This window comes from Ramlibacter sp., assembly GCF_035548915.1.
GTDB lineage: Bacteria > Pseudomonadota > Gammaproteobacteria > Burkholderiales > Burkholderiaceae_C > Ramlibacter.
In genome coordinates this window covers 1-17,815 of sequence record NZ_DASZSE010000035.1, presented here as the reverse complement: position 1 = coordinate 17,815, position 17,815 = coordinate 1, and the positions used below count along the sequence as shown (strand labels likewise).

Here is a 17,815-nt window from a genome sequence, read left to right as displayed (position 1 = left end):
AGCCTTGGATTCTCGCCCTCGGAATGACGAGACGGCGGTTCAATCCACCTTCGCGCCCACGGCCTTGATGATCGGCGGCCACTTGGCCATGTCTTCCTTGATCAACGCACTGAACGCCGCGGGGGCCTGCACGGGCGCGAGTTCGAAACCCTGCGCCGCGAGTTTCTCGCGCACGGCGGGTGTCTGCACGATCTTCGCGATCTCGTCGTGCAGCCGGCTCACGACCTCGCCGGGCGTGCCCGCGGGCGCGACGAAGCCGAACCACGTGTTCACCTCGTAGCCCTTCACGCCACTGGTGTCGAGCGTCGGCAGATCGGGCAGCAGCGGCGAACGGTTCACGCTCGTCACGCCCAGCGCCCTCAGCTTGTTCTCCCGAATCTGCGCGATCACGGTGGGCGTGTTGAAGAAGCCCATGTCGACTTCGCCCGTCATCACCGCGACTATGCCCTGCGGCGCGCCCTTGTACGGCACGTGCGTGAGCTGCGTGCCAGTCATCTGCCCGAAGAGCACGCCCGACAGGTGATGCGACGTGCCGCTGCCGCCCGACGAGAACATCATGCCCGGCTTGGCCTTCGCGGCCGCGATCACCTCGGCCACGGTCTTGTAAGGGCTCTTCGGCGGCACGATCATCACGTTGGACACGCCGCCCACGAGGAGGATCGGCGCGAAGTCCTTCAGCGAGTCGTAGCCGGGCTTGGAATACAGCGCCTGGTTGAAGACGAGCGTGCCTTGCGAAGCGAACGCGATCGTGTGACCGTCGGGCGCGGAGCGCGCGAGTTCGGCCATCGCGATCGTGCCGCCCGCGCCGGGCTTGTCATCCACGACGACGGGCTGGCCCAGTGACTTTTCGAGCTCCGCACCGATCGTGCGCGACAGGATGTCGGCGGTGCTCCCCGCGGCCAGCGGCACGAGCAGCTTCACGGCGTGCGAAGGAAAGCGGGCTTGCGCATGCGCGCCCGAGGCAAGCGAGAACGCGAGTGCCGTGCAAGCGGCTGCACGGTATGCGCAGGTCAAGGCTCGATCCAGATTCATCGGGGACATCTCCAATGGGTTGAATTTGCAGGGGCGGGGCAACCGATGCGCGCGCCGCCTTCATCGCATCAGATACACCGGGCTCGACCAGATGCGATGCCCGTCTTCCAGCGTCACGCACACGTAAAGAGCATCTTCCGTGTCCGCAACGCCGCGCTCGATCCGCCGCGAGAACTTCGCGTTGTGCGCATCGTTGTTCTCGGGCAACCGGAACAGGCGCATGCGCCGCGCGATGCCCCCACCCGAATCGAGCACGGTGTCCTCGAGCCCGATGGACTCCACCGGCATCCGCGCCTTCACGAGCGGCGTGTCGATCGTGAGCGTTCCGGCGTTCGCGTTCGCGAGCATGACGTCCGCGCCGCCGAAGCCTCCTGTGGTGAGCGCCGTCCAGGCAAGCTTGCCGGCTTCGATCTGCCGCACCTGCTTGTCGAGGTTCCACATGTTGATCTGCGAAAAGCGTTCGAACGCATTGCCCGCGAGCGTGGCCGAACCGTCCCACACGCTCTGCCTGCCGCGGCCGCGGTATTCGGAGCCTTCCCAGAGGATGCGGATGCGCCGTCCGAGATCGGCCGCGGCGTAAGGCCGCCAGGTCTCCAGTACCCGCATGCGGTTGCGCAGCTCGATGCGTTCGATGGGCGCGCCCGCAGCCACGTCGACATCGAACGTCACGGCATCGTCCTTCGAGCGCAGGATGTCGCCCATGCGAGCCGACGTGACGGTGTCGCACACGCGGCCGCCGAGCTGCGGGTCGTCGTCGAAAAGCTCCGCCGGCTGCTCGAACTTCACGCGGACGTCCACGTGCGCTCGGCAGCCCGTCGTCGCGTAGTGATGGCGCTTGCGCAGCGCCTCGAAGAGCGCGTCGCGCGTGAGCTCGCGCGCGAGCAGGCACGACAGACCCCCGTAGGCGCCGAAGAGCGACGCACCCGGATGGCTCGCGCCGTGCCGCCCCTTGTGCCCATCGGAATTCGCGAGGATGCCCACGCGGTACCCCTGCTCGAACGCGTCTTCGAGCAGCCATTCGAACGTGCCCCAGTCGGAGTGGATTTCGATCGAGCGTTCGATCTTCGCGTCGTGCGCCTGCCGGATGTCGGCGTAGCGCCCGCCGATGTGCGCGAAGACGACGCAGTTCTCGCCTTCGAGCGCCTTGAAGAGGTCGGCCGCGCTGTTGGCGTCGGTCGCGACGTCGCTCATGTCCTCGACGAGCGCGTGGTGCGAACGGTGGATCTGGCGTCCCTCGTCGCGGAACATCACGTTGCGGTCGCCGCCGAGCCCGGTGTTGCCGGACCACTCGTAGCCCGGGAACACGATGAACTCGCCGTCGCGGTTGTATTCGGCGGTGAGGCGATTGAGTTCCTCCCAGAACGGCGTGGTGATCTGGAAGTCGTTGCCCTGGTGGCTCATCGCATCGAGGAAGGCGCGGTCCCGCGCGAACTCGATCAGTTCGCGCGCGGAATTGGTGCCGATCGTTTCCTCCGACTGGCCGTGCAGGTCGGCCCAGAACGGCAGCAGTTCGACCGCCGCCGCGATTCGCAGCGGGTTGCTGGTGCACACGATCCTGCCGTCCGCATCGCGCACCGCGATGCGCAGCTCACCGGGCTCGCGCACCGAAAGCGATTCGATCCTCGTCGCGAGCGAGCCTGCCTCGATGTGGATGTCCGAAGGCAGTCCCACGACCGGCAGCGATGGCTCGAGCGTGAAGCGGCCCTGCACGCGATGACTCGGATTGCCCCACTTGTCCTCGCCCTTGAAGCCGAGCGCGAACGTCTCTCCCGCGCGGCGCTGCGTGGGCAGCACTGCCTTGTAGAGCACGGGCGGCCCCGCTTCCACCGGCACCGAAGGCTGGATCGGCAGTTCGACGAAGTTATAGGTGGCGAACGCATCGACCAGCACCTTGAACTCGAACGTGGGCTCGGTGAACGTCTGCACGCGGATGCCGGGCGAGCCCTGGCGCGTGTCGCCGATGCGCACGGTGATGGTGTCGCCTTCGCGCAGAAAGCCGCGCTGCACGCGGATCGCGATCGTCTTGTCCCAGGGGCGGATGTTGCCCTTCTGGTCGTAGCGCAGCTCGAGCACCGCGCCGTTGCTCGCTTCGGCGGTGACGTAGTTCCAGCCGGCGGGGTTGTCGAACTGGGGCTTGCCCATGTCGCTCGCGAAGCGGTGCACGATCTTCAGGCCGCCCGTGTCGTCGATGCCGAAGTAGCCGGCCGTGTACGTGAGCGTGAAGGATGCGAACGCGCCGGCTTCGACGGGGTGCGTGGGCGTGACGGTCGCGTGCCCGACGCGGTCGTTCAGATACGTGGAGTGGAAAGCGTTGTTGCGCATGGCGGTCCTTGCGATCAGTCGTGCAGCGGCCCGGCGGTGCCGAGCCCCGTGCGCAGCGCTTCGGTGTCCATGATGGTCTTCACGTCGATGTTCGCGAGGTTCACGTCCGGCCCGAACTCGCGCAGCACGGCCTTCTTCATGGATTCGACGTCGCAGCTTCTCACGCCCGCGATCCACGGGCCGGGCAGCTCGATCATGATGCGGTCGGCGGGCAGGCCCTCGCGCAGGACGCGCAGCGTCTCTTCGTGCACCGCGCCGTCGCGCACCAGTTCGGCCGCTTCGACGAGCACGAGCTCCGCGCCCGCATCGAAGCAGATGCGCGCCTGCTCCACGAGCAGCGACGGATTGCTGAGCGTTTCCTTCGAGCCCACCTCGCCGAAGACGCGCAGCCCCGCGCGGCGCGCGCCGGCGATCTGGCCGTGACGCTGCCGGTCGTCGAGCGGCACGACGTTGTCGGAAATCTCGATGGTGTCGAAGCCGAGCGAAAGGGCTTCGTCGTAGAAGCGCGGCAGCGCCGATTCGCCCATCTTCGCGAACACGTATTCGTGGAACTGTCCGCCGATGAAGGGGCGCACCTGCGCGGCCTTCAGCATCTGCAGCTTCTCGACCAGCACGTCGCGCGGATGAAGGCGCGAGAGGCCGGTCTTGATCTTCATGATGTCGATGTGCGCGCCGGCGGTGCGCAGCACGTCGGCGAGGTAGCCGTTGGGCAGGCCGTCGTCGATCACCATCGACAGGCCCTTCGTGCGCGGCTTGGCCGTGCTGCGGCGCGTGTCGATCGGAACGAAGCCGAAGGGAGCGGGTGCGGTCATTCGGGGGAGAGTCCGGTGAGCTTGAACATGCGCGCGAACCGGTCGCGGTCCGCGGCGAGGAAGGACTTGAATTCGGCGGGCGTGCTGCCCACGGGCTCGATGCCGAGCGAGAGCAGCCGCGCCTTCATGTCGGGCGCGTTCACGACGTCGTGGATGTCGGCTTGCACCTTCTTCACGATGTCGGCCGGCGTCTTTGCCGGCGCGAAGACACCCATCCAGTGCGTCGCCTCGAATCCCCCGAGGCCGGGCGTCTCGGCCACCGTGGGAATATCGGGCGCGAAGGAAGCGCGCCGCGACTGCGTCACCGCGAGCGCCACGAGCTTGCCAGACTTGATGTAGCCCATCACGGGCGCCATGCCGACGATGGCAAGCGGCGTCTGCCCGCCGACCACGTCCGTCGTCGCGGGACCCGCGCCCTTGTAGGGAATGTGCACGAGGTCGATGCCCGCCATGTTGTTCAAGAGGACGCCCGCGAGGTGCTGCGAGCTGGCGTTGCCTGCCGTGCCGAAGCTGAACTTGCCCGGATTGGCCTTGACCTTGGCGATCAGTTCGGGGATGGTCTTCACGCCCGCGGATGGATTCGCGACGACGACGAGCGGGGTCATGCCCGCGAGCGTCACGGGCGCGAGATCGTTGAACGGGTCGTAGCGCATCGACTTGTAGGCGGTCGGTGCGATCACGATTTCCGCGGGCGAGGCGAAGAGCAGCGTGTGGCCGTCGGGCGGCGCGTGCGACACGAACTCGGCGCCGATCATGCCGTTGGCGCCGGCCTTGTTCTCGACCAGCACGGTCTGTCCCCATTTCGCGGTGAGCCGTTCGGCGACGAGGCGCGCCATCGTGTCGTGTCCGCCGCCCGGCGCGTACGGCACGAGCAGCGTGACGGGGCGCGTCGGCCATGCCTGCGCGAGGGCGGGCGGCGCGAACGCGAGCGACAGCGCGGCGCACATCGCGGCGTAAATCGCGGCATACATCGCGGCGGCGAGAAAGCTCGAACGTTTCATCCGGCGACTCCTTCGAAGTGTGTGTTCGGGTGGACTGCGATCCGCTCGGGCGCGTGAGGCGTCAGGCACCGGGCGGGTTGAAATCGAGCTTGAGGGCGTACGGCACCTGCGGCACGCTCATGACCTGGAACGTGATCGGCACGCGCGCGAAAGTGCGGCCCGTGATGTGCGCCTGCAGCCCGACCGTGCCGGGCTTGATCCGCATGAGCCGCGCGTCCGCCGCTTCGATGGGCCGCGTGAACGCGAGGCCGTCGGAAGAGAGCGTCGGCGCGGCGAATTCCTCGGCCAGCACTTCCTTCAGGTTGGTATCCGCGAGGCGCTTTGCGGCCATGCGCACGAGGCGCCCGAAGCGCGATGCGGGCAGGTACATGCGGCTTGCGCAGAGGAAGCGGCCGTCGATGTCGACCTGGCGCTTGAGAAGCACGTAGCCTTTCGGATCGGCGCCGAGCACCTCGGACCAGGGGCCGGTCGCGGCGACGATCTCGCGTTCGACGACGGTGGTGAAGACGGGCAGTTCGGCGCCGCCCTCGGGCGGCACGAAGCGGAAGTGCCACGAGCCCGCGACCGCCTTGCGCGGCCGGCCCACGAAAGTGCCGTGGCCGTGCTTGCGCACGAGAAAGCCTTCTTCCATGAGGCGGCCGAGCGCCTTTTGCGTGGTGCCGAGGCTCAGGCCGAGGGCCTCGCTCAGTTCGCGTTCGCCCGTGACCTTGCTGCCCACCGGCAGCTCCCCGGATTCGACCGCCGAGGCGATGGCGTCGCGCAGGCGGGCGTGCTTCGGCGCGGCGGTGGGGAGTTCGGCGAAGCGCGCGAGGATGGGGGAGGCGGAGGCGGAGGCGGCGGGCACGGGCGGAGTAAAGCACGTTCTGGCAGCGGATGCAATAGAGCTATAGAGCTCCTGACCCCCCGGGGCGATCTCGCCACACGATCTCTGTAACCCGGCTCAGCCGAGGCGCAGCAACTCCACCAGTTCGCCCATGCCCGCGCCGGTGGTCGACGAAACCATCACGATGCGTGGCCTTTCGGCGCGCAACCCCATCGCCATCGCGTGGCTCAAGTCCTCGAATGCGATGTCGCTGCCCGGCAGGTCCGCCTTGGTCACGACGAGGACGTTCGCGATCTCGAGAATGCCCGCCTTCAACGCCTGCACCTCGTCTCCAAGCCCCGGCGGCACCGCGACGAGCGTCGTGTCGACCACGTCGGCGATCGCGAGTTCCCCCTGACCCGCGCCCACGGACTCGACGATGATGAGCGCGAAGCCCGCCGCACGCAGCAAGAGGAGCATCGCCGCCGCGGCCCGGGCGACCCCACCGGGCGAGCCGCGACTGGCCACGGAGCGGATGAAGACGTTCGGCAGCAGCGCCGCGTCGCGAATGCGCGTTCGATCGCCGAGCACGGCGCCGCCGGTTCGCGGGCTCGACGGGTCCACCGCCAGCACGCCGATCCGCCGCCCGTCCACCGCGAGCCGGCGCAAAAGCGCATCCACCAGCGTCGACTTGCCCGCGCCGGGCGCGCCCGTCACGCCGATCACGCGCGCGTCGGCCACGTTCACGCCCGCGCTTCTCAACTGCGCTTCCAGTTCGCTCGCGTCAGTCCCGCTGCTTTCCACGTGCGTGAGCGCGCGACCGAGCGAGCGCGCATCGCCCGCGACGACGCCCTGCAGCAACCGCGAAGGAATGGAGGAGGGCATTCCTCTACACGAACGCCTGCACGTGCCCGAAACCCATGGTGTCGCGCAGGCGGTCGCAGACTTCCTGGTGCGTGGCACCGGCGCGGACCGCATCGACCACCGCTTCGAACACGTTGGCTTCGCCATCGTCGGCCGCTCGCGCCAGCGAATCGAGCGCGCAGCGCACCTGCGACGCCGGGCGAGCTTCCTTCCAGCGCCTGAATTCCGCGATGAACCGTTCCATCTCCTGCTTCGGCGGCCGCTCCAGGGCCGGATGCGGGAAGGACTCCTCGGGCGCCTGATAGCAGTTGACGCCCACGATCTGCTGCTCTCCCGCTTCGACCCGCTCTTGAAACCTCAGCGCCGAGCGGCCGATCATCTTCTGCACGAGGCCGGACCGCGTGGCTTCGAACATCCCGCCCGCGTCCTCGACGATCGCCATGATCCGCACGATCTCTTCTTCCATCCGGTCGGTGAGCGCTTCGACATAGTAGGAGCCGCCGAGCGGATCGATCACGTCCGTGAGGCCGGCTTCGCATCGCAGGATGTTCTGCGTCGCGACGGCAATCTGCGCGCCTTGGGCCGTGGGACACGAAATCGCCTCGTCGAAGGCGTCGGTGTGCAGCGACTGCAGCCCGCCGAAGATGCCCGCCATCGCCTGCGCCGTGACCCGTGCGATGTTGTTCATCGGCTGCTGGCGCGTGAGGTCCGCGCCCGAGGTCTGCGCATGAAACTTGAAGCGCCACGACCGTTCGGACCGGGCGCCCAGCTTTTCCTTCGCAAGCCGCGCCCAGACGCGCCGCCCGGCGCGGAACTTCGCGATCTCCTCGAAGAAGCTGATCGACACGTCGAAGAAGAACGTGAATCGCGGAAGGAAGCGGTCCGGGTCCATGCCCGCCGCGATGCAGTCACGCGCGTACTGCACGCCGCTGCTCAAGGTGAACGCCATCGCCTCGGCGGGGGTCGCGCCCGCCTGCTGCATGTGCTGGCCCACGATGGAAAGCGGGTTGTATCGCGGCACGCGGGCGTTGCAGAACGCGATCTTGTCGACCAGCAGCCTGCGCGCGCCCCCGAGCGCGAGCCGGTAGAACATGTGGTTCGCGACGTAGTGCGACAGGTAGTCGCTCTGGTTCGCGGTTCCGCTCAGGTGGTCCCACGCGACGCCCTGCCGCTCGGCCTCGACGAGCAGGAACGCGAGCAGCGTGAACGGCGTCGGATCGTTCAGCGCGATCGACACGTTCCTGATATCCACGCCTCGCAGTGCCCGGCCCATATGCTCCGCGGTGTTGATCACGGTCCCGCAGGTGCCCAGCAGTTCGGCATGCACCGTATCCATGTCGTAGCCGCGGAACACGGAATTGCACGGCAGCAGCGAAATGGCGGTCGCCCCTCGCGCGAGCACGTCCTGCAGCCGCCGGTTGTAGTCTTCCGGCGTGCCGAGCCCGATCAGTTGCCGCTGCGTCCAGCTGCGGCCCCGGTGCATCGTCGTGTAGATGCCGCGCGTGTACGGATACTCTCCCGGCATCTCCATGAGCGGCGCGACATCGAGCGGTGTGTAAAGCGGCTGGATCGTCTGCCCGGACCGGTTGCGCACCGTGCGGGCATCCGGCAGTTCCTCTTTGAACCGCCGGTCCCATTCGCGCAGGCGCTGTTGCGCCGCGGCGGGGGCAGGGGTGTGCGAGTCCGTCATGTCACTCCCCCTCGTTGCCGCCGATTTCCGACGCACGCTCCGCGCGCGAGGCGCTCGCGAGCGACCACACGCGTGCGGCGATGTCCTGGAGCGACGAGCCCGGATGGAACACTGCCGCGACACCGGCATCCAGCAGCGGCGGGACCTCTTCGTCGGGGACGATGCCGCCCACGATCACCTGCGTGCTGCCGAGCCCGGCTTCGCGAAGCGCCCGCATCAGCTTCGGCACGATCAGGTGGTCCGTCGCGAGCGACGAGATGCCGATCACGTCCACATCCTCCTCGGTGGCGAGCTTCACCACGTGTTCGATCTGCTGCCAGGGCGGCGTGTAGATCACCTCGCAGCCGGCGTCGCGGAGGGCGGCGGCCACCACGCGGCTGCCGCGGTCGTGGCCGTCGAACCCGATCTTGGTCACGAGCACGCGCGGCCGGAACGATTCGGCGGATGGGGCTTCGGTCATGGCGTCTTCCTCAACGATCCGGCGATCATCTGGAACATGCAGTCCGCGATGTCCTGCGGAGTGCGTCTGCCTTGCCGGTACCACCGTTGCGCGCTGTTGAGCGCACCGAGCACCAGCAGGCGAAAAAGCGTGGCGTCGACACCGCTTTGCAGCGGCAGCCGGGCAATGATTTCCACGAAGAGCGCCTCGTAGCGGTCGCGCATGCGGGTGAGGGGCGCGCGGATCGAAGCAGGCGCCTCGTCGGGCAGCACGCGGATCACGACCTGGGCGTAGTCCCCGCCCGAGAGAAGGTACTCGGCGTGCGCGCGCATCGCCGCGCGCAGCCGGTTCGCCGGGGACGGTCCTGCTTCGGCGAGGGCCTGCTGCACGTAGGCCAGGATCTCCTCCACCCCGCGCGTATACACCTCCAGCAGCAGCTCCTCCTTCGACCGGAAATGGGCGTAGATGCCGCCGGGCGTCATCCCGAGTTCGCGGCCGAGGTCGCGGATGCTGGTCGCCTGGAAGCCCGACCGGCGAAAGCAGGCCGCCGCGCGATCGAGCAATTCGAAACGGCGGCTGTCGGCGTGGGTGAGCTGTCCGGGCACGGGGTTTGAATAGCGGACGACTGTTCGCTAAAGAATAAGAGCGGAGAACCCAGCCGTCAAGGCGGTCTTTCGTGCGCCACCTGAGCGCCGCGCCGGCACCAGGGTATTGCTCCCTCTCCCTCTGGGAGAGGGTTGGGGTGAGGGCGCCGTCGGCGGTAGCCGGCCGCTTTACGCGAGCAGGTCGTAGAGCGTCCGCGCGATCACCTTCGTCGCGCGCCGCAGGTCCTCGAGCAGGAGATTCTCATCCGCGCGCTTCGCATTCGACTCGAGCACGGTGCGCGGGCCGGCGCCGTAGATCACGCCCGGAATGCCGCGCTCCACGTACAGGCGCACGTCGGTATAAAGCGGCGTTCCCACGGCGGGGATCGTCTCGCCGAAGACTTCGCGACCGTTCCTGCAAATCGCCTCCACGAGCGGCTGGTTGCCCGCGAGCGGCACCATCGCGCGCGCAAGCAGCATGCGTTTCACGTCCACGCGGATCGCATTGCCGCCGCGCGGCGGAGCGAACGATTTCGCCGCCTCCCGGATGGTGGCGACGAGCGAGGCCTCGACCTGCGCCGGGTCTTCCTCCGGGATCATGCGCCGGTCCAGCTTCAGCACGACCTTTCCCGGGATCACGTTGGTGTTGGTGCCGCCTTCGATCAGGCCGACGTTGAGGTAGGGATGCGTGATGCCTTCGACGCGGCTTTCGACCTTCGTGTATTCGGCGTTGAGGGCATAAAGCGCGTTCAGGATATGCGTCGCGCCCTGCAGGGCGTCCACGCCGCTGTCGGGGATGGCGGCGTGGCTCATCTCGCCGTGCACCGTCACTTCCAGTTGCAGGCAGCCGTTGTGCGCCGTCACGACCTGATAGCTGAAGCCGGCGGCGATCAGCAGATCGGGCTTCGTGAGGCCGTGCTTCAGCAGCCAGCCGGGGCCGAGTTCGCCGCCGAATTCCTCGTCGTACGTGAAGTGCAGTTCCACGCCGCCCTTCAGCGGCGCCTTCAGCGACTCCAGCGCGCGCACGGCGAAAGCGAACGTCGAGAAGTCGCACTTGCTCACCGCCGCGGCGCGGCCGTAGATCCTGCCGTTGTCGATTTCGCCGCCGTACGGATCGTGCGTCCAGCCATCCCCGGGCGGCACGACGTCGCCGTGCGCGTTGAGCGCGACGGTGCGGCCTTCGCCGTACCGGCGCCGCACGATCAGGTTGGTGATCGACTGCAGGCCGCACGCGTGCACTTCTTCCGCCGGGACGGGATGCCTTTCCGCCTTCAGCCCGAGGTCGGCCAGCAGTTCCGCGGTGCGTTCCGCGTGCGGCGCGTTGTTGCCGGGCGGCGTGTCGGTGGGTACGCGGATCAGTTCCTGCAGGAAGCGGACCTGTTCGTCGAAGTGCGCGTCGATCCACGCGTCGAGCTCGTGGTGGGGTGTCATGCGGATGCTTTCGCGAGGTGAGCCAGGTCGGCGAGCAGGTTCTGGAATGCCTCGACCGCGAGCTGCATGTCGTCGCTGGTCGTGCTTTCCAGCGGGTTGTGGCTGATGCCGGCGTTTTCGCCGCGCACGAAGAGCATCGCCTGCGGCATGATTTCGTGCAGCTTCATCGCATCGTGGCCCGCGCCGCTGGGCATGCGGTGCACCGGCACGCCGAGCGAGTCGACCGCTGCTTCCCAGCGTCGCTGCCACTCGGGTGCGCTCGGAGCGGCCGCGGCGCGCATCGTGAGCTCGGTGGTGAAGTGCAGGCCGCGGCGTTCGCAGATCGCCGCGAGTTCGGCCAGCACGTCCGCCGCGAGCGCATCGCGCTGCGGATCGTTCGGCGCGCGCAGGTCCAGGCTGAAGAGGCAGCGCCCGGGCACCACGTTGATGGAGCCGCCCGGCACGTTCAGCATGCCGATGGTGCCGACGCTGTCGCCGTCGCGCCCCGCGCGCTTTTCGATGTAGAGCGCAAGTTCCGCGACCGCGCAGGCCGCGTCGCGCCGGCGATCCATGGGCGTCGTGCCGGCGTGGCTTGCCATGCCCGTCACCTCGCACTGGTAGCGCACGCCGCCGTTGATGGAGGTGACGACGCCCAGCGGCAGGTCGATTTCGTTCAGCACCGGACCTTGCTCGATGTGCACTTCGACGAAGCCGAGATAGCGGCTCGGATCGCGCTGGAGCGCGGGAATGTCCTCGATGGGGAGGCCCGCGTGTTTCATCGCATCGCGCAGGCTCACGCCGTCGGCATCCTTCTGGTCGAGCCACTTCGTGTCGAAGTGGCCGGTGAGCGCGCCCGAACCGAGGAAAGTCGCCTTGTAGCGCTGGCCTTCCTCTTCCGCGAAGCCGATCACCTCGATCGCGAACGGCAGCCGCTCGCCCTTTCTTGCCAGTTCGCGCACGCAGGCGATCGGCGTGAAGATGCCCAGGCGCCCGTCGTAACGGCCCGCATTGCGCACGGTGTCGTAGTGCGAGCCGGTGAGAAGGCGCTTTGCGCTCGCCCCCGCCGGGGGCGGGTTGGCGGGAGAGCTCGCGTGGGGGCTCGCATGATATACCCCGACGACGTTTCCCACCGCATCGACCGACACGTCATCGAATCCCGCCTCCCGCATCACCTCAACGATCTGCGCGGCGCACGCGCGATGCGCGTCGGTGAGATAGGTGACGGTGAGCTGTCCCTTCTCCATGAACTCCGGGTCGCTGTGCCGCGCGAGCGCCTCGTGCCAGTCCCACACGAGATGGCCGAGCGCGGGAACGGCGCCGAACTTGTCGTTCAGCCGCAGCTCCGCGATGCGGTGAATGTTGCGCAGCGCTTCGGCGAGCTCGAAGTCCGGATGGTTGTCCGAGCGCCGCTCGAAAGTCTCGATGATCTGCCGGCGGGTGAGGCCCGTCCCGCGCGGACCGCGCACCGCGAGGATGAACGGAAAACCGAACTTGGCGTTGTACTCGGCGTTGAGGCGTTGCAGCTTCGCGAATTCCTCGGGCGTGCAGCTCGCAAGGCCCGCCTTCGACTGTTCGCTCGTCGACTCGGCGGTGAGTTCCTTCGCGATCATCGCCTTGCCCGCGAGTTCGGGGTGAGCGCGGATCAGCGCGAGCTGCCGCTCGCGCCCCGCGTCGCGCACGACGCTCGCCATCGCGTGCTTCAGATGCGCGATGGATCGGAAGGGCCGCTTTGCGAGTGCTTCGCGCGCGATCCAGGGCGAATGCTCGTACACGCCTTCGAGCAGCCCGGTGGCCTCGGCCTCGGAAGCGCGGTTGAGGATGTCGAGTGTGAGTGTCATGGTCGGAGTGCGAATCAGCCCCGGAAAGGATGCGCCTGCTTCCAGTGGCGCGCGATGTCGATGCGGCGGCACACCCAGACGCGGTCGTGCCTTTCGATGTGGTCGAGGAAGCGCTGCAGGGCGACGATGCGCCCGGGCCGCCCGACGAGGCGGCAGTGCAGGCCGACGCTCATCATCTTCGGCGCCTCTTCGCCTTCCGCGTAGAGCGCGTCGAACGTGTCGCGCATGTAGGCGAAGAAGGGCTCGGCGTGCGAGTAGCCTTGCGGCAGCGCGAAGCGCATGTCGTTGCAGTCGAGCGTGTAAGGCACGACGAGATGCGGCACGACGCGCCCGTCCGTGCGGGCCACCTTCATCCAGAACGGCAGGTCGTCGCCGTAGTAGTCGCTGTCGTACTCGAAGCCGCCGTGATCGACGACGAGGCGGCGAGTGTTGGGGCTGTCGCGCCCGGTGTACCAGCCGAGCGGCCTTTCACCGGTGATGCGTTCGATGGCCTCCATGGCCAGGCGCATGTGCTCGCGCTCGGTCGCTTCGTCGGTGTTCTGGTAGTGGATCCAGCGCCAGCCGTGGCAGGCGACTTCGTGGCCGAGTTCCCTGAACGCGTGTGCGATTTCGGGATAGCGCTGCAGCGCCATGCCGACGCCGAAGACCGTGAGCGGAAGCCGGCGTCTTTCGAATTCCTTCAGGATTCGCCACACACCCACGCGCGAGCCGTATTCGTAGATGCCTTCCATGCTCAGGTGGCGATCGGGATACGAGGCCGGGTTGAACATCTCGGAGAGAAACTGCTCCGAACCCGCGTCGCCGTGCAGCACCGCGTTTTCGCCGCCTTCCTCGTAGTTCAGCACGAACTGCACGGCGACGCGGGCCTGGCCGGGCCACCGCGCGTGAGGCGGTTGGCGGCCGTAGCCGGCGAGGTCGCGCGGATAGGCCGCCGTCGAGTCGTAGATGCCGTTCATGAGAGCGCCACCGAGACGTCGTGCGTCGGCACCGGCCGATGGAAGGCGAGGCTTTCCTCGACGTGATGCAGATGCTCGTTCATCAGTCGGCCGGCGCGCTTGTCGTCGCGCGCGGCGAGCGCCTTCACGAGCTCCACGTGTTCCTCCTGCGAATGCACGGCCGCGCCTTCGCGCTGGTACATGAGGGTGATGAGCGACGTGCGCGAGGCGAGGTCGCGCAGGATCTGCGCGAGCACGTCGTTGCCCGTGAGCTCGGCCATTCGCACGTGGAAGTCCCCGAGGAGCTCCATGCCCTCGGCCGCGTCGCGCCGGCCGACGGCCGCGCGCTCCTTCGCCATGTGTTCCTTCAGCGCCCGCACCATGGCGGGTGTGCAGACTCGCGCGAGTTCGCGCGCCATTTCCGTTTCGATCATCCGGCGGACCTGAAACAGCTGGCGGGCTTCCTCGACGGTGGGGGCCGCGACGAAGGCGCCCCGCGCCGGCTCCATGTCGACGAGGTGCTTCTGCTTGAGCTGGAAGAGGGCCTGACGCACGAGCGTGCGGGAGACGCCGAAGTGGTCGGCGAGCCGCTGTTCCGCGAGCTTCGTGCCGGGCTGCAGGCGGTGATCGACGATCGCGCGCGTGATGGCCTCGACGATCGCGTGCGTGGCCGTGGTGGACTCCATGGGCGCGAATGATAGCCGCAAATCCAAAAAGTGTATACACTCCCGTCCACAAAATCTGGAGAATCGAGTCATGGGCCTGAGCACGCACGTTCTGGACACGATGCACGGGACGCCTGCCGCCGGCATGGGCGTGGAGCTGTATTCGACGAAAGGGGACGCGGCGACGCTTCTGAAGCGCTTCGCGCTCGATGCCGACGGGCGCAATCCGCAGGGGCCGCTCATCGACACCGCGGCCTTGCGCAAGGGCACCTACCGGCTCGTGTTCGACGTGGCGGCGTATTTCCGCGGCAGGGGCGAGGACTTGCCGGAGCCGCCCTTTCTCGATCGCGTGGCGCTGGACTTCGGCGTGTCCGACACGGCGCAGCACTATCACGTGCCGCTGCTCGTGAGCCCGTGGAGCTATTCCACCTACCGCGGGTCCTGATGGCGCGGCATGCGGCGACGCCCATGAAAAAGCGGCCCGAAGGCCGCTCGTCCTCGCGTGCCGCAGACTCAGTCCTGCCCTTCGGTGAGGGTGTCGAGCTGGAACTTGCCGCTCTTGTGCCACAGCCACGTGTCCGTGTACGTGACGTGGCCCATGCGCGCGGGCACGGGGAAGGGCTGCGCGGCGCGCACCGTGCGCTCGATTTCGTGCATCACTTCCGGCGCATGGCTGGGCGCGCGCATCCAGCTGATCTTCTGCACGTTGCCGCGCCCGTCGACATCCACCTGCAGCACGCCCACGGCGTAGAGGAGCGGCGGCAGGCGGCCCTTGAAGATCCGCGTGCTGTTGTGCGCGTAGATGTGTTCGGCCGCGTCATGGCGATACGCTCTCGGCGTCGGTGCGTCGGACACCTGCGCCGCCCGACCCGGATGCTCGGCCACGAGCCGGTCGGCCGGGCCCTCGTGCGCGGGTGCGGGCTGCGGATCGACGCGTGCCTGCGCAGCCTCCGGGGTCGGCGGCGTGGAACTGCAGGCGGCCAGCAGTGCCGCGAAGGCGGCCGCGCAGACGGCCGCGGCGTGGCCATGGCGCGCGAAAGAGTAATGCTTCATGATGGGTCCCATGGGTTGTGCGCTCAGGCTAGCAAGCTGAGCACTGGCCTACAACGGGTCGGACCCGTCCTACAGGGACAGTCGTTACGCTCCCGGCGCCTTCTTGCGATTCGAAGCACTGTAAAGCGGCCAATGCATGAATGAAATCACGCAACGCCTCGCGCGGGAAGACGCGGTGCTGGTGTGGGTCGAACGCACGCAGGGGTCCGTGCCGCGTGAAGAAGGCACATGGATGGCGGTTTTGCGCAACGACGTGGTGGGCACGATCGGCGGAGGTCATCTCGAATTCGAAGCGATCGGCGAAGCGCGCCGCAGGCTCGCGGGTGCGACCGGCGACGAGATTCGCCGCTATCCACTGGGCCCGACGCTCGGTCAGTGTTGCGGCGGCGTCGTGTTTCTTCGCTTCGAGAAGGTCGCGGCAGGCCAGGACGCGACGCCGCTCACGCATCGTCTGGCAGCGCAGCGCGCACCGCTTGCGCTCTTCGGCGGCGGCCACGTCGGCCGCGCGCTGGTCCACGTGCTCGGCACGCTGCCATTCGAGGTCACGTGGATCGACAGCCGCGACGAGATCTTTCCCGCCGGCGTGCCTCACAACGTGCATTGCGAGCATTCGGACCCGGTGCACTCGGCGGTGCGCGAGCTCGCCGCGAACTCGCGCGTTCTCGTCATGAGCTTCAGCCATGCGCAGGACCTGGACATCGTGGCGGCCTGCCTCGAGCGCCAGCGCGAGCGGGCCGATCTGTCCTACATCGGTCTCATCGGCAGCAAGACGAAGTGGGCGGTGTTTCGCCATCGCCTGGAAGCGCGCGGCTTCGCGCAGGCGGACTTCGCGCGCGTCACGTGCCCGATCGGCGTGCCGGGCATCGCCGGCAAGGAGCCCGAGGTGATCGCGGTCGCCGTCGCGGCGCAGCTTCTGCAGATTCCACGCGACCCTCTTGCATGAAATGAAAACGTGTATACACTTCGGTCCACAGAATGTGTCGCAAGGGCACTCGAAACGGCATCCGCCGCGCCGGCCTCCAACGCCGGCCGGCATCCGGGCCCGATCGGGAAGCGCGGCCTTCGTCTGCTCAGAGCGCCCGCGGTGGTGAGCAGGTCCTTCGGATAGACGGCCATGGAAAGCTATCTCCTCGACTGGGCCAACCTCCTCTTGCGGTGGGTGCACGTGATCACCGCGATCGCGTGGGTGGGCTCTTCCTTCTACTTCGTGTTCCTCGATTCGAGCCTCGTGCCGCCGGCGGACGAGAGGCTGCGCGGCGAAGGCGCCACCGGCGAACTCTGGGCCGTGCATGGCGGCGGCTTCTATCACCCGGTGAAGTACGCCGTGGCGCCGCCGCGGCTGCCGCCGCACCTGCACTGGTTCTTCTGGGAAAGCTATTCGACGTGGCTGTCGGGCTTCGCGCTCTTCACCGTGTCGTATCTGTGGAGCGCGAGCACCTACCTCATCGACAAGTCGCTCATGAACTGGTCGCCGGGCGTGGCTGTCTCGGTCGCCGTGTGCTTCCTCCTCGTCTTCTGGGTCTGCTACGACGCCATCTGCCAGGCGTTCGGGCAGCGCAAGCACGGCGACGCGATCGTCGGGGCGCTCGTCCTCGTGCTGGTGTGCATCGCCTCGTGGCTCGCGTGCCACTGGTTCGCGGGGCGCGCGGCCTTCCTGCTGGTCGGCGCGATGCTCGCGACTTCGATGAGCGCCAACGTGCTCTTCTGGATCATCCCGGGCCAGCGCAAGGTCGTGAAGGCGATCGAGGAGGGCAAGCCCGTCGACCCGATCCACGGCGTGCGCGGCAAGCAGCGCAGCGTGCACAACACCTACTTCACGCTGCCCGTGCTCTTCGCGATGCTGTCCAACCACTACGGCTTCCTCTACACGCACAAGTACAACTGGGTCGTGCTGATCCTCATGATGTTCGCGGGCGCGGCGATCCGGCAGTTCTTCGTGATGCGTCACGGCTGGAAGCTCGGGCGCAACGGTCACCCGATCGGCTACGCGTTGACGGGGCTGGCCGCGATCTTCGCGCTGGGCGTATGGATGGCGCCCACGGCGACGGGAGAAGCCGCGAAGGCCGCGCCCGCGCAGGTCGGGTACGAGCAGGTGAGTCATGTGGTTGCGCAGCGCTGCTACTTGTGCCACGGCTCGCAGGTGCAGATGAAGAACGTGCGGCTGGATTCGCCCGAGGGCCTCGCGGCGCACGCGCAGGCCGTGTACCAGCAAGCCGTGGTGCAAAAGACGATGCCGATGAACAACGCCACCGGCATGACCGACGACGAGCGCGCGCTGCTGGCGCAGTGGTTCCAGGGCGGCGCGAAGGTCCGGTAAGGCGTGCCCCGAGCCTCGTCGTGCCGCCCGCGGTCACCGTGCGGCTACCGG

17 protein-coding genes are annotated in these 17,815 nt (G+C 67.9%); 3 read left to right on the top strand and 14 right to left on the bottom strand.

The window, feature by feature from the left end; all coding sequences use genetic code 11:
- Positions 1–39 precede the first annotated feature (39 nt).
- From VHA82_RS13215 to VHA82_RS13155, 13 genes are all read right to left on the bottom strand, one after another.
- Positions 40–1,032 (bottom strand): tripartite tricarboxylate transporter substrate binding protein, encoded by a 993-nt coding sequence (locus tag VHA82_RS13215; protein ID WP_325544352.1) that lies wholly within the window; start codon positions 1,030–1,032, stop codon positions 40–42.
- Positions 1,033–1,092: 60 nt separating this feature from the next.
- On the bottom strand, positions 1,093–3,354 hold the full coding sequence (locus tag VHA82_RS13210; RefSeq protein ID WP_325544350.1) for a DUF3604 domain-containing protein: 2,262 nt from the start codon (positions 3,352–3,354) through the stop codon (positions 1,093–1,095).
- A gap of 14 nt (positions 3,355–3,368) precedes the next feature.
- Positions 3,369–4,166: a phosphosulfolactate synthase gene (locus tag VHA82_RS13205; protein ID WP_325544348.1), complete on the bottom strand. Its 798-nt coding sequence runs from the start codon at positions 4,164–4,166 to the stop codon at positions 3,369–3,371.
- A complete protein-coding gene (locus VHA82_RS13200) occupies positions 4,163–5,167 on the bottom strand; it encodes a tripartite tricarboxylate transporter substrate binding protein (RefSeq protein ID WP_325544346.1) in 1,005 nt (334 codons plus the stop codon). Before VHA82_RS13200 ends, VHA82_RS13205 begins: the two co-directional genes overlap by 4 nt.
- Positions 5,168–5,228: 61 nt before the next feature.
- A complete protein-coding gene (locus VHA82_RS13195) occupies positions 5,229–6,011 on the bottom strand; it encodes a GntR family transcriptional regulator (RefSeq protein WP_325544344.1) in 783 nt (260 codons plus the stop codon).
- Between the two features lie 96 nt (positions 6,012–6,107).
- On the bottom strand, positions 6,108–6,854 hold the full coding sequence (locus VHA82_RS13190; RefSeq protein ID WP_325544342.1) for an ArgK/MeaB family GTPase: 747 nt from the start codon (positions 6,852–6,854) through the stop codon (positions 6,108–6,110).
- A gap of 4 nt (positions 6,855–6,858) precedes the next feature.
- Positions 6,859–8,523 (bottom strand): acyl-CoA mutase large subunit family protein, encoded by a 1,665-nt coding sequence (locus VHA82_RS13185; protein ID WP_325544340.1) that lies wholly within the window; start codon positions 8,521–8,523, stop codon positions 6,859–6,861.
- A 1-nt stretch (position 8,524) separates the two neighbouring features.
- A complete protein-coding gene (locus tag VHA82_RS13180; protein WP_325544338.1) occupies positions 8,525–8,983 on the bottom strand; it encodes a cobalamin B12-binding domain-containing protein in 459 nt (152 codons plus the stop codon).
- Positions 8,980–9,567 (bottom strand): TetR/AcrR family transcriptional regulator, encoded by a 588-nt coding sequence (locus VHA82_RS13175; RefSeq protein ID WP_325544336.1) that lies wholly within the window; start codon positions 9,565–9,567, stop codon positions 8,980–8,982. Before VHA82_RS13175 ends, VHA82_RS13180 begins: the two co-directional genes overlap by 4 nt.
- A gap of 168 nt (positions 9,568–9,735) precedes the next feature.
- Positions 9,736–10,977, bottom strand: a complete 1,242-nt coding sequence (locus VHA82_RS13170) for a M20 family metallopeptidase (RefSeq protein WP_325544334.1) — start codon at positions 10,975–10,977, stop codon at positions 9,736–9,738.
- Entirely contained in the window at positions 10,974–12,794 is a 1,821-nt protein-coding gene (uraD, locus tag VHA82_RS13165) for a 2-oxo-4-hydroxy-4-carboxy-5-ureidoimidazoline decarboxylase (protein WP_325544332.1), read from the bottom strand. The genes VHA82_RS13170 and uraD overlap by 4 nt, the downstream gene beginning before the upstream one ends.
- Before the next feature lie 14 nt (positions 12,795–12,808).
- Entirely contained in the window at positions 12,809–13,750 is a 942-nt protein-coding gene (gene puuE, locus VHA82_RS13160; RefSeq protein ID WP_325544329.1) for an allantoinase PuuE, read from the bottom strand.
- The gene (locus VHA82_RS13155; protein WP_325544327.1) at positions 13,747–14,415 is read right to left on the bottom strand and encodes a GntR family transcriptional regulator; all 669 of its coding nucleotides are present in this window, start codon (positions 14,413–14,415) and stop codon (positions 13,747–13,749) included. The genes puuE and VHA82_RS13155 overlap by 4 nt, the downstream gene beginning before the upstream one ends.
- 70 nt (positions 14,416–14,485) lie before the next feature.
- On the opposite strand from VHA82_RS13155, the gene uraH reads away from it, so the two are divergent.
- A complete protein-coding gene (gene uraH / locus VHA82_RS13150) occupies positions 14,486–14,839 on the top strand; it encodes a hydroxyisourate hydrolase (RefSeq protein WP_325544325.1) in 354 nt (117 codons plus the stop codon).
- Positions 14,840–14,907: 68 nt separating this feature from the next.
- Here uraH and VHA82_RS13145 read toward each other — a convergent pair whose 3' ends face one another.
- On the bottom strand, positions 14,908–15,447 hold the full coding sequence (locus VHA82_RS13145) for a hypothetical protein (RefSeq protein WP_325544323.1): 540 nt from the start codon (positions 15,445–15,447) through the stop codon (positions 14,908–14,910).
- A 136-nt stretch (positions 15,448–15,583) separates the two neighbouring features.
- Here VHA82_RS13145 and xdhC point away from each other — a divergent pair, with 136 nt between their 5' ends.
- Both xdhC and VHA82_RS13135 read left to right on the top strand, forming a co-directional pair.
- Positions 15,584–16,390, top strand: a complete 807-nt coding sequence (gene xdhC / locus VHA82_RS13140) for a xanthine dehydrogenase accessory protein XdhC (protein WP_325544321.1) — start codon at positions 15,584–15,586, stop codon at positions 16,388–16,390.
- A gap of 171 nt (positions 16,391–16,561) precedes the next feature.
- The gene (locus tag VHA82_RS13135) at positions 16,562–17,764 is read left to right on the top strand and encodes a urate hydroxylase PuuD (RefSeq protein WP_325544319.1); all 1,203 of its coding nucleotides are present in this window, start codon (positions 16,562–16,564) and stop codon (positions 17,762–17,764) included.
- Positions 17,765–17,815: the final 51 nt, after the last annotated feature.